Annotated in this window: 5 protein-coding genes; 2 read left to right on the top strand and 3 right to left on the bottom strand. The window is 71.9% G+C overall.

All coding sequences use genetic code 11. From position 1 onward, the window contains the following. The first annotated feature begins 12 nt into the window (after positions 1 to 12). Positions 13 to 7,596, top strand: coding sequence for a type I polyketide synthase (locus CAL11_RS09835; RefSeq protein ID WP_086092799.1), 7,584 nt, complete (start codon positions 13 to 15; stop codon positions 7,594 to 7,596). Continuing rightward, entirely contained in the window at positions 7,593 to 8,945 is a 1,353-nt protein-coding gene (locus CAL11_RS09830) for an aminotransferase class I/II-fold pyridoxal phosphate-dependent enzyme (protein ID WP_080699723.1), read from the top strand. Before CAL11_RS09835 ends, CAL11_RS09830 begins: the two co-directional genes overlap by 4 nt. Here the strand turns inward: CAL11_RS09830 and CAL11_RS09825 are convergent. Genes CAL11_RS09825 through CAL11_RS09815 form a run of 3 tightly spaced genes read right to left on the bottom strand, consistent with a single transcriptional unit; the run spans position 8,942 to position 12,481 of the window. Continuing rightward, the gene (locus CAL11_RS09825; protein WP_086092798.1) at positions 8,942 to 10,498 is read right to left on the bottom strand and encodes an LTA synthase family protein; all 1,557 of its coding nucleotides are present in this window, start codon (positions 10,496 to 10,498) and stop codon (positions 8,942 to 8,944) included. The two genes, CAL11_RS09830 and CAL11_RS09825, sit on opposite strands and share 4 nt — an antisense overlap. Further along, positions 10,491 to 11,264, bottom strand: coding sequence for an SDR family NAD(P)-dependent oxidoreductase (locus CAL11_RS09820; RefSeq protein ID WP_086092797.1), 774 nt, complete (start codon positions 11,262 to 11,264; stop codon positions 10,491 to 10,493). The genes CAL11_RS09825 and CAL11_RS09820 overlap by 8 nt, the downstream gene beginning before the upstream one ends. Continuing rightward, the gene (locus CAL11_RS09815) at positions 11,261 to 12,481 is read right to left on the bottom strand and encodes a capsule biosynthesis protein (protein ID WP_033466348.1); all 1,221 of its coding nucleotides are present in this window, start codon (positions 12,479 to 12,481) and stop codon (positions 11,261 to 11,263) included. Before CAL11_RS09815 ends, CAL11_RS09820 begins: the two co-directional genes overlap by 4 nt. Positions 12,482 to 12,484 lie beyond the last annotated feature (3 nt).

Here is a 12,484-nt window from a genome sequence, read left to right as displayed (position 1 = left end):
GAAGGATGTTCAATGGCAAAGCGTATTGCCGTCATCGGATTGTCGTTCCGATTCCCCCGCACCAATACCGCCGATTACTGGCGCGACCTGCTCCAGGGCAAAGACCTGGTCTCCCAGGTCGACGAATCGCGCTGGTCCAGCGACGCATATTTCCACCCGCAACGCGATCATCCGGGCACCGCATATACCCGCAGCGCGGGCTCGCTCGGCGACATTTCCGGCTTCGACGCGGATTTCTTCGGTATCTCGCCCCGTGAAGCGGCCCTGATGGATCCGCAGCAGCGCCTGCTGCTGGAACTGTGCTGGGAGGGGTTCGAAAATGCCGGCCTGCGGCCGTCCCGCATACGGGGCAGCGACTGTGGCGTATATATCGGCATCGCCAGCGCGGATTATGCCTACCGCCTGGCCGACGACCTGGAAGTGGTCGACGCCTCCATCGCCACCGGCAATACCAGCAGCATCGCCGCCAACCGGCTGTCCTACGTGTTCGACCTGCGGGGTCCCAGCATGGCCGTCGACACGGCGTGCTCGTCGTCGCTGGTGGCCTTTCACCAGGCATGCCGCGCCATTTCCGCCGGCGACGCCACCATGGCGGTGGCCGGCGGCGTCAGCCTGCATCTGCACCCCTACGGGTTCGTGACCTTCTCCAAGGCGTCCATGCTGTCGCCGCGCGGCCGTTGCCGCGTGTTCGACGCCAGCGCCGATGGCTATGTGCGCGCCGAAGGCGGCGGCCTGTTCATCCTGAAAGACTACGATGCCGCCCTGGCCGACGGCGACCCCATCCTGGCCGTGGTGGCCGGCACCGCCGTCAATACCGACGGCCGCAAATCCGGCCTGACCGTGCCCAGCGCCGACGCTCAGGCCAGGCTGCTGACGCAGGCCTATGCGCAGGCGGGCATCGATCCGCGGCAGATCGATTACCTGGAAGCGCACGGCACGGGCACGCCGGTGGGCGACCCCATCGAGACCCACGCCATCGGCATGGCGCTGGGCCGGCAGCGGGCGGGCCACGCGCCCTTGCCCATCGGCTCGGTCAAGAGCAACCAGGGCCACCTGGAAGCGGCCTCCGGCGTCGCCGGCCTGGTCAAGGCGCTGTACTGCCTGCGCCACCGGGAAGTGCCTGCCACCATCGGCGTGGACGAAATCAACCCCAACATCGATTGCGCCGCCTGGAACATCGACATCGTGCGCCAACGGCGCGCCCTGCCCGAGCGCGGCACGCTGACCGTGGGCGTGAACTCGTTCGGCTTCGGCGGCGCCAATGCCCACGTCATCCTGCAGACGCCGCCCGACGAGCCGCATGCGCCGCTTGCGACGCTGGCCACCACCTCGGCCATCCCGCTGGTCATCAGCGGCAAGCAGCCCGCCGCGCTCAAGGCGGCCGCGCGCGACATGGCGCGGCACCTGCGCAGCCAACCGTCGCGCGCCCTCTACGATATCGCCTACCAGGCGGCGCTGCGCCGCGACTGGCACGCCGAGCGGGCCGTCGTGTATGGCGCCACTTCCGAAGCCATTGCCCAGGCCCTGACCGCGTTCGCCGAGGAAAGCGGCCCGCGCCGGCTGGTCGCCAGCGGCCGCGCCGTGCCCGACGCCCAGGGGCCGGTGTTCGTCTACTCGGGCAACGGCTCGCAGTGGGCCGGCATGGGCGAGCGCCTGATGCACAACCCGGTGTTCGCCGAAGCGGTGCACGAGATCGACGCCTATTTCCATCCGCTGGCCGGCTACTTGCTGGGCGATGCGCTGCGCGCCGCCCCGGGCAATTGCCGCTACGACAGCACCGAATATGCGCAGCCCGCGCTGTTCGCCATGCAGGTGGGCATGACCCGCATGCTGAACCAGCGCGGCATCGTCGCGCGCGCGGTCGCCGGCCACAGCGTGGGCGAAGTCGCGGCCGCCTGGGCCAGCGGCGCGCTGACGCTGGCCGACGCCGTGCAGGTGATTTTCCATCGCAGCCGCCTGCAGGGATTGACGCGCGGACGCGGCGCCATGACCGCGGTGGGCGTGGACGGCGGCGCGGCGCTGGCGATGATCGCCGAGCTGGGCCTGTCGCGCGTGCTGAGCGTGGCCGGCCACAACAGCAGCCGCGGCGCCACCATCGCCGGCAATCCCGACGCGCTGGCGGTGCTGGAAAATGCGCTGCGCGAACGGCGCGCCTTCCAGCGCCGGCTCGACCTGGACTATGCCTTCCACAGCCCCGCCATGGACGGCATCAGCGGCGCCCTGCACGAAGCGCTGGCGGGCCTGACGCCCGGCGAGACCGCGATCCCCTTCTACTCCACCGTCGCCGGCGCGTGCATAGACGGCGCCACGCTGGACGCCAACTACTGGTGGCGCAACGTGCGCCAGCCGGTGCGCTTCGACGAGGCCATGGCCGCGCTCATCGAGCAGGGCGAGAACGTCTTCGTCGAGATCGGGCCGCACCCGGTGGTGCGCGGCTACATCAATGACGCACTCAAGCAGGCCAATGTCGAAGGCCGCGTCATCGTCACCGCGACGCGCGGCGAGGATGATCCGCAACGCGTGCACGACGCCGCCGGCCAGGTCGTGGCCAGCGGCGCCGCGCCCCAGTGGCAAACGCTGTTTCCGTGGCCGGGCCGGCATGTCGAGCTGCCGGCCTACGCCTGGCAGCGCGAACGCCACTGGCATCCGCTCACGCCATCGGGCATCGGGCTGCTGGAGCGCCGCCGCGCGCATCCCCTGCTGGGCTACCCGCTGCGGCAGCACGAATCGACCTGGGAAAACCAGCTCGACTGCAGCACCCATCCGACGCTGGCCGATCACGTCGTGGACCAGACCGTGGTGTTCCCGGGCACGGGATTCGCCGAAATGGCGCTGGCCGCGGCGCAGGCCCGCCACGCGGACGGGGAGTACGTCGAACTCGAGGACCTGGAGATCCACGCGCCGCTGCTGCTGGCGGCGGGCGCGACCAAGGTGACGCGCTGCGCCGTCGACCCCAAGGACGGCCGCTGGCACGTGAGCGCGCGCGACCAGGGCAGCGACGGCGCCTGGACCACGCACGCCACGGCACGCATCCTGAGCGAGCCCGGCGCCGCCCTGCTGGGCGAACGTGCGCCCGCGCTGCCCGAGCGGCCCGCCGATTTCGACGCCGCCAGCCACCTGGCGCTGACCGAAAGCGTGGGCCTGGACTATGGGCCGGCGTTCCGAGCCGTGGAGCGCGGCTGGCTGCAGGACGACGGCGACATCGTCGCGCAATTGCGCATGCCCGAGGCAATCGCCGCGGAACTGGCCACGCATCATCTGCACCCGGCGGTGTTCGACAGCGTGCTGCAGCTCATCATCCACTGGTTCGGCGACGACGCGCGACGCGACAGCGGGCTGACCTATGTACCGGCCCGCATCGGCCGCCTGGCCTGGCGGCGCGGCGCCGGCCCGGTGCACTCGGCGCGCGTGCGGCTGCTGCGCCGCAACCCGCATTCCCTGATGGCCGAATTCGCGCTGTTCGACGCCAGCGGCAGGCAGGTCGCCCACGCGCGCGAAGCGCGGTTCCGCAGCATCCGCCTGCGCAAGGGCGCCGGCGAGGCGCTCGATTTCCTGAACTACGTCGGCGTGCCGCGTCCGCACCCGCACGCCGACGCGCCGCCGCCGCTGCGGGTGGCCGATGGCGAACGCGCGATCCTGCAGGCCATCGACGCCGACGCGCTCAAGCGCTACGCGTACGAGGTCGATCCGCTGCTCGACAGCCTGTGCCGCCAGTTCACCTTCGAAGCCTTGCATGCGCTGGCCGACAGCGACGGCCTGCTGCCCGCGTCGACCGTGACGCGCTGCCGGGAAGCCGTCGATGGCGGCGCCCCGCTGCTCGAACAATTGCTGCGCCAGGCCCAGGAAGACGGACAGCTCGACGCCACGCCCTCCGGCTGGCGGCTGCGCGCGGCCGACCCGCAGGAACCGCGCGCCACCGATATATGGAACACGCTGGTGCGCGAATACCCCGAGCACTTCCGTCTCGCCCAGGCGGTTGGCCGGGTGGGCCTGAGCCTGCCGGCGCTGCTGCGCGGCGAACGCACCCTGGACGATGTCCATCCGCCCGCCCTCACGCCAGGCTCGCTGACCGCGCAATTGCTGCCCGCGGGACAGCAGCGCCGCCTCGGCCGGCACATCGCCAGCTGGCTGGCGACGGCCGTGGCGCAACTGCGCGGCGACGCGCGCCTGCGAGTGCTCGAGTGCGGCGCCGACGGTCCCGCCTTCGGGCTCGATTGCTACCAGGCCCTCGACGATGACCGTATCGACTTCGTCTACCGCAGCTCGCGCGGCGCGGCCATCGACGAGGCCGAACGGCTGCGCGAGCGCTGTCCCGATCTGGTCGTGCAGACCATCGACGATAGCGAACCGCCGGAAGGACGCTTCGACCTGGCCATCCTGCACGCCAACTGGCCGACGCTGGACGAGGCGCGCCAGGCCCTGGGCCATGTGCGGCACTGCCTGGCGCCCGGCGGCGTGCTGCTGTTGCTGGCCAACCAGCCCACCGCGTGGCTGGACTTCATCTTCGGCGCGCGCGGCCAATGGTGGAGCGCCTCGGTCGCGGGCGACGCCACCCCCGCGCTGCAGCCGGCCGCGTTCTGGCGCCGCGAACTGCAAGCCCTGGGCTGCGCCTGCGAGCCGGCGGCCGACTTCCTGGCCGACACCCGCAGCGGCCCCTATCTGCTGGCGGCGACCGTGGCCACGGTCGCCGACGGCCACACCGTCGATACGGCAGACGCGCCGCCGGCGCGCCGCTGGCTGCTGCTGGCCGACACGGCCGATGCCGCCGTGGCCAGGCCGCTGGCGGCCCGGCTGCGCGCCGCCGGCCAGGAAGTCGTCGCGGTCGGCGATGCCCCCGAGGACGACGCCGATCTGGTCCGCTGGCTGCGGGAGGCCGTCGAAGGCGCTCCGGTCGACGGCGTGATCCATGCCGCGGGGCTGGCCGCCACCGCCCACATCGACGCCGCCGCCATGCTGCGGCACCAGGTGCGGCGCTGCGCCCTGGCCGCCGCCACGCTGCAGGCCGGGCCGCCGATTGCCGACGCGCCGCTGTGGCTGCTCACGCGCGGCGCCGCCCAGCACCTGGCCGGCGACGACGCCGTCGCCCCGGCCGCCGACAGCGCGTTGTGGGGCTATGGCCGCACGCTGATGAACGAATCGGGCGATACGCGCATGCTGGACCTGCCGCGCAATATGGCCGATTTTCCCCTGGACGCGCTCACGCGCGAACTGCTGTGGCCCGACGCCGAGCAGGAGCTCGCCCTGGCCGCCGATGGCAGCCGCTACGCGCCGCGCCTGCGCCTGGCGCCGCGGCCCGCGCCGCGCGCCGATTGCCCGGCCGAGGCGCCACGGGACGCCGCGGCGGTACAGCTGGGCTTCGAACTGCCCGGGCAGCTGCGCGCCCTGGCCTGGCGCCAGGCGCCCCTGCCGGCGCCGGCCGACGGCCAGCTGGAAGTGGCCGTGGCCGCGACCGGGCTGAACTTCCGCGACGTGATGTACGCGCTGGGCATGCTGTCCGACGAAGCGATCGAAAACGGTTTCGCCGGCGCCACGCTGGGCCTGGAATTCGCCGGAACGGTCACGCGCGCGGGAGCGGATGTCCAGGGCTTCGCGGCGGGCGACAGGGTGGTCGGGTTCGGACCGGCCAGCTTCGCTGACCGCGTGCTGACCGCGCCCGCGGCCGTGGCCCGCGTTCCCGCCGGCATGTCGCTGGAAGCGGCCGCCACGATACCCAGCACCTTTTTCACCGCCTACTACGCCCTGCACCACCTGGCGCAGCTCGAACCCGGCGAGAAAGTGTTGATCCACGGCGCCGCGGGCGGCGTGGGCATCGCGGCGATCCAGTACGCGCAATGGCGCGGCGCCGAAATCCACGCCAGCGCCGGCACGGCCGACAAGCGCGACTTCCTGCGCCTGCTCGGCGTGCAGCATATCTACGATTCGCGCACCCTGTCCTACGCCGACGAAGTGCTGGCCAACACCGGCGGCGCCGGCGTCGACGTGGTGCTCAACTCGCTGGCTGGCGAAGCGATCCATCGCAACCTGGTGGTGCTCAAGCCGTTTGGCCGCTTCCTGGAGCTGGGCAAGCGCGACTTCTACGAGAACACGCGCATCGGCCTGCGGCCGTTCCGTAACAACATCAGCTACTTCGGCATCGACGCCGACCAGCTGATGGCGCGCCGTCCCGCCCTGACCCAGCGGCTGTTCGCCGATATGATGGCGCTGTTCGAGGCCGGCGCGCTGCATCCGCTGCCGCACACGGTGTTTCATGCCGACCAAGTGGTCGATGCCTTCCGCCACATGCAACAGGCCCGCCAGATCGGCAAGATCGTGGTCACCGGCATGGACGAAGTCCGCCGCGCGCCTGCCGCGACGCCGCGGCCGAACGCCGCGCTCGCCCTCGACCCGCGCGCCAGCTACCTGGTGACCGGCGGACTGGGCGGCTTCGGCCTGCGCACGGCGCAATGGCTGGCCGAAAAAGGGGCGCGCCATCTCGTGCTGGCAAGCCGGCGCGGAGCCGTCGAGCCCGACACGCAGGCGGCCCTGGCCGCCCTGCGCCAGCAGGGCGTGGCCGTGCAGGCCGTCGCCTGCGACGTCACCGACCGCGCCGCCCTGGCGACGCTGCTGGCCGGCATCCCGGGCGAGACGCCGCTGCGCGGCATCGTGCACGCGGCCATGGTGATCGACGACGCCCTGGCGCGCAATACCGACGCGGCGCGCATCGAACGCGTGCTGGCGCCGAAACTGCTGGGCGCGCAACACCTGGATGCGCTGACGGCCGGACTGCCGCTGGACTTTTTCGTCTGCTTCTCCTCGGCCACGACGCTGTTCGGCAACCCCGGCCAGAGCAACTATGTCGCCGCCAACGCCTGGCTCGAAGCGTTCTGCCGCGCCCGGCGCGAGCGCGGCCTGCCCGCGACCAGCGTAGCCTGGGGCGCGCTCGACGATGTGGGCTACCTGGCCCGCAATGCCAAGGTCAGGGACGCGCTGGCCGGACGCATGGGAGGCCAGGCCTTGCGCTCGGAGGTGGCCCTGCAGGCGCTGGAGGACATCCTGCTGGCCGATCGCAGCGACCTGGGCGTGCTGGAGCTGGACTGGAACGCGCTGGCGCGCTTCCTGCCCAGCGCGGCCAGTCCCAAGTTCGGCGACGTGGCGCGCCGCCGCGCCCAGGCCGGCGGCCCCGATCTGAACGACGACGACATCCGCCACCTGGCCGCCACGCTGGACGACGCCGCGCTGCAGGCCCGCCTGGTCGAGATCCTGAAAGCGGAGGTGGGCGAAATCCTGCGCGTGCCGATGGACCGCCTCGACGCGAGCCGTTCCGTCTACGACATGGGCCTGGACTCGCTCATGGGGGTCGAACTGGTGGTGGCGCTGGAGAACCGTTGCGGGCTGAAGCTGCCGGTGATGGCGCTGAGCGAAAGCCCCACCATCGAGCAGCTGGCCGAACGCCTGGTGTCGCTGCTGCGCGGCGAGTCCGACCCGACGGCGGATGCGACCGCCGCACAGGTGCGGCAGGTGGCCGCGCAACACGCGGCCGACGTGCCGGCCGACTCCCTGGCCGAGTTCGCCGCCGACCTCGATACGGCGGCGCCCCGCCAGAAAATGATCCATTGAATCCCATGACGCACGGCAAGACCCTCCCCGGCCTGGCGGCCGGCATCAAGCAGAAACTGATCCAGCAGGCGCTGCAGCGCAAGCTGCGCAACGCGGCGCCGGCCACGGCCTCGCCGCTGGCGGCCGGCGCGCGCGTGGCCGTGGGCGAGGCCCATTGCCGTTTCGACCAGCATCCGGCCTACCAGCAATTGCGCATCATCAATGACGGCGCCGCCCGGCTGGGCATCGACAGCCCATTCTTCAAGCTGCATGAAGGCAGCGCCGGCGCGACCACCCGCATCGGCGGCCAGCCCTACCTGAACTTCGCCAGCTACAACTACCTGGGCCTGTCCGGCGACGCACGCGTCAACGACGCCGCCAAGCAGGCCATCGACCGCTACGGCACCTCGGTCTCGGCCAGCCGCGTGGTATCGGGCGAGCGACCCGTGCATCGCGAGCTGGAGCGCGAACTGGCGCGGCTGTACGAGGTCGATGACGCGGTCGTTTTCGTCAGCGGCCACGCCACCAACGTATCGACCATCGGCCATCTGTTCGGCGCCAACGACCTGGTGCTGCACGACGAGTACATCCACAACAGCGTGCTGCAAGGCATCCAGCTGGCCGGCGCGCGGCGCCTGTCGTTTCCCCATAACGACTGGGCCGCCCTGGATGCCTTGCTCAACGAACAGCGCGGCCATTTCGAGCGGGTGCTGATCGTGCTCGAAGGCATCTACAGCATGGACGGCGATTACCCGGACCTGCCCCGCTTCATCGAAGTCAAGCGCCGCCACCGGGCCTTCCTCATGGTGGACGAGGCGCATTCGCTGGGCGTGATGGGCGCGCGCGGACACGGTATCCGCGAACACTTCGGCCTGGCGGGCAACGATGTGGATATCTGGATGGGCACGTTGAGCAAGACGCTGGCCGGCTGCGGCGGCTATATCGCCGGCGAGCATGCCCTGGTCGAACACCTGAAGTTCCTCGCGCCCGGTTTCCTGTACAGCGTGGGCATGCCGCCGGCGGTCGCCGCGGCCGCGCTGGCGGCCCTGGCGCGCATGCGCGAAATGCCGGAACGGGTCGCCACCCTGCAGGCGCGCGGACGCGACTTCCTGCGCCAGGCGCGCGCGCGCGGCATCGACACCGGCAGCAGCAGCGGCCTGGCCGTCATACCCGCCATTGTCGGCAACTCCATCAAGGCGGCCCGGCTGTCGGCCGCGCTGTTCGAGCGCGGCATCAACGTGCAGCCCATCCTCTACCCCGCCGTTCCCGAGCAATCGGCGCGCCTGCGCTTCTTCATGTCGGCCCAGCACAGCGAGTCCGACATCCGCCAGGCGGTCGACACCCTTGCCGAGGAAATCGACCGAACCTAGCCCGGTGGGGCCAGTCCCATGTGCCGCAGGAATACCTGCGCCAGCTCGTCGACGCGGCGCTGCCCGGGCGCGCCGCCGGCGCGCCGGCCGGCCTGCCAGATCAGGTAATCGGTACGGCCATCCGGCTCGCCCAGGCGCCGGTACACCTCGGCCATGATGGGCACATGATCGCCATACACGCACAGGCCCGCCGGGCGCGACAGGCCGCGCATGGCCGCCGCCAGCGCGCCGAACATGGCGTCGGCGTTGCGCAGATGCCGCGCATAGGCCACCAGGTCGGCGCAACCGGGCGCAAGCGGCCCGTCCAGCACCGCCGCGGCGTCGGCCTCGTCGACGGTTTCCCAATGCAGGGGGCCGTGGTTCTCCATGGTGATGACGTGCACGTACAGCGGCTGGCCGCCCTGCCCGGCCAGCCGGTCGGCCACGTAGCGCGCCAGGGCCGCGTCGGCCACGTAGGGCCCGGCGCGCGGCGCGTCGGCGAAGGCGTCCAGGTGCACGAACTCGTCGAAGCCCAGCCAGGGCATGACCCGGTCGCGGCCGTAGAAACCGGCGTGAAACGGATGCACGCACACCGTGCGGTAGCCGCGCTGGCGCAGATGGCTGGCCAGGCTGGGCTGGGGCTGGCGCAGGCGCCGGTACGGGTTGTAGCGATGCACGCCCAGGGCCGGCGCGGCCAGCCCGGTCAGGAAGGCGAACTCGGTGCGCACCGTATTGGCGCCCCAGGCCGCCACCTCGAGCTGGCCATGCTCGAGCGCCTCGGCGCGCAGCGCATCCAGGCCGGCCAGCACCTCGGGCTTGAGCTGCGCGAACGCACGCCGCGCGTCGAAGAAAGACTCGCTCTGCACGCTGACCAGGTGCGGCAGCGGCCCGGGGCCGGCCGCCGCGGGCGCCGCGTCGAACGGGCCGCCGCGCATGGCCGGCGTCCACGGCTGGCGCTCGGCCCGTCCATACAGCCACAGGGTGGCCACCAGGCCCAGGCGCCGCAGGTCCTGGTCCGCTTCGTAGGTCAACCCGCCGTCGCGGCGGCCGGCCAGCACGGCCAGCGCCGCGCCGGCGGCCGCCAGCGCCAGCGTGGCGCCCCAGAACGCGGCCGGCTCGGCGTAGGCGGCCCGCGCCGCCGTGCGCGCCCCGGTGGCCGAGGGCTCCAGCGCCAGCCCGGCCCACAGCGCCAGGCCGTACCCGCACGCCAGCAGCAGCGCCGCCGGCCAGCCCAGGAACGGCAGGTACAGGCGCGGATGGCGCAGCGCATCGGTGAAGTACTCGAAATCGCTGTAGACAAAAGGCTCGCGCAGCGCGCGCGCCTTGGCGGTGCTGACCAGCACCAGCACCGCCTCGATGGCCAATACGTTGATCGCGCCGAAGTACGGCCGCCGAAACAGGGCCAGTTCGAGCGCGAACAGCAGGGTCCAGACGCCGGCGTGCAGCAGCAGCGTCCAGGCCGGCCGGCGCCATGGCGGCAGTACCGGCGGGCGCAGCAAGCCCTCCAGCGCCCACGACAGCGCCAGGCCGCCGGCCCAGGCGGGCGCCAATGCCAGCCAGAATGCCTCAAGCACCGTAGCCCAGCCAGCGCAGCAGGCGGCTGGAGACAGCCGGGTGCGCAAGTCCCAGGAACCAGCAGCCCAGGTTGAGCGGAAACGGAAAACTGATGCGCGCGCGGTTGGCGGCCAGCCCGCGCCGTATCGCGCGGGCCGCCTTCCCGGGCGGCCACAGGAATGGCTTGGGGCCGGGCATGGCCGCGCACATCGGCGAGGCCACATAGCCTGGCATGATGACATTCACCCGTACGCCCTGCGGCGCCAGCCAGTCCCGCAACGCCTCGCCATACGCCTTGACGGCGGCCTTGCTGGCGCTGTAGCTGGGCGTATCGGGCAGGCCCCGCCAGGCCGCCAGCGAGCTCATCAGGGCGATCTGTCCCTGGCCGCGCGCGCGCATGGCCGGCAACAGGCCATGCACCGTCGCCTGGGCGGCGCGCAGGTTGGTATCCATCAGCGTGCACACGTCTTCCCAGCGCTCGCCCGCGTGGTCGGCCCCGACGTTGATATTGACGCCCGCGTTGACGATGGCCAGGTCGGGCGGATGCGTGGCGTTCACGTCCTCCAGCCACGCCAGCAGGCGGTCGGTGGCGCGGATGTCGAAAGCCGCCACGCTGATGCTGGCGCCGCGCTCGCGGCACAGCCCGGCCAGCTCGTCGAGCCGCTCCAGCCGTCGGCCCTGCAGGATCAGCCGCACGCCGGGCGCCGCGTACTCCAGCGCCAGCGCGCGCCCGATGTCGCCGCTGGCGCCGGTAACCAGCACGCAGGCGGGCCGCTTCGCGCTCATAGCAATTCCTCCAGGGCCGAGCGCGGCGCCGTCAGGCGCGCCGTCGCGTTGGCGACCGCCAGGTCGATGCCCGGCGCGCAATAAAAGCCGCCGTTGACCTGGGTGGCATGGATCACGACGGCCTGGAACGCGGCGAACAGGGCCGCCTGTGGCGGCGTGGGGTCACGCCAGAAATCGGCCAGCGAGTGCTGGCAGGTGAGCCCCGGCATGGCATAGATGGGCCGGCTCAGCGCCAGCGTGGCGCAGCCGGCCGCCAATGCCGCGCTGCCCACGGTGCTGTTGACGGTCACCACACCGGCGGCATGCGCCAGCAAGGTGGGCAGATGCCCGGTCTCCAGGTAACGGACGCGCCGTTGCAGGCCGTGGCGCCGGGCGGTTTCCGCGGTAATGCGGCGTTGGTCGACGAAGCCTGGATCGAGCGGATGGTTCTTGACCACCAGCAGGCAGTCGGGCGGCGCATGGCGCGCGAACGAGGCCATCACCGCTTCCTGGACCTCGCGCATATCGCCGTACGGAGAGTGGTCGCGGATCTGCGCGTCGCTGTCCAACTGCAGCGGCAGCAGGAAAAAGCGCGTGCGCCGTGCCGCCAGGTCGGCCATGGCGCGGGCGTCGTCGGCGCGCCGCGCGCGCAAGCGCAGGGCCCGCCGCACATAGGCGGCGTACTCGCGCGCCGCGCCGTGCGGCGCGTGCGTGCGATAGCGCGGAAACAGCAGCGGGTTCCAGGCGCTGCATGCGTGGTAGGCCACGTCGTGCCAGGCGCGCAGCCAGAACGGCGACCTGAACGCGCGCGGGCTGGCCTGCGGCACGCGCGCGGCGCTGGCGCGATACCACGCCGGATCGCGCGGCAGGGAGGAATGGGCGTTCACGCCGCCGCGCTCCAGTGTCACCCAGTGCGGCCGGAAATACCCCTCTTCGAACACATGCACGCGCACGCCGCGCGCGCGGGCCAGCGCGACCGCCGGCCGATGCACCGGCCGGCGGTCGCCGAACAGCACGATATCGCTGATGGCGTGGCGTTCCAGCAATTGGGCGTAGAAATCGCCGCAGGCCTGCGCCTCGCCGCGGTACGCATGCGCCTGGCCGCCGCGCCAGTACGCCGCATCGCCCACCGTGTAGTTGACGCGGCGCACCGCGTGGCCGTGTTCGCGCAACGCCCGCCCGAGGCGGTCGAAGAACGGCGAACAGACGCCTTGCAGGAACAGGAACGAGGCGCTCATGCC

Source organism: Bordetella genomosp. 6 (assembly GCF_002119705.1).
GTDB classification, from domain to species: domain Bacteria; phylum Pseudomonadota; class Gammaproteobacteria; order Burkholderiales; family Burkholderiaceae_B; genus Bordetella; species Bordetella bronchiseptica_F.
The sequence above is the reverse complement of the archived record's forward strand: the minus strand, read 5'-3'. Positions and strand labels throughout refer to the sequence as shown.

Excerpts from the sequence above, each read along its gene's own strand:
- CAL11_RS09835 (WP_086092799.1), top strand. The coding sequence starts at position 13 with ATGGCAAAGCGTATTGCCGTCATCGGATTGTCGTTCCGATTCCCCCGC.
- CAL11_RS09820 (WP_086092797.1), bottom strand. The coding sequence starts at position 11,264 with ATGAGCGCGAAGCGGCCCGCCTGCGTGCTGGTTACCGGCGCCAGCGGC.
- CAL11_RS09815 (WP_033466348.1), bottom strand. The coding sequence starts at position 12,481 with ATGAGCGCCTCGTTCCTGTTCCTGCAAGGCGTCTGTTCGCCGTTCTTC.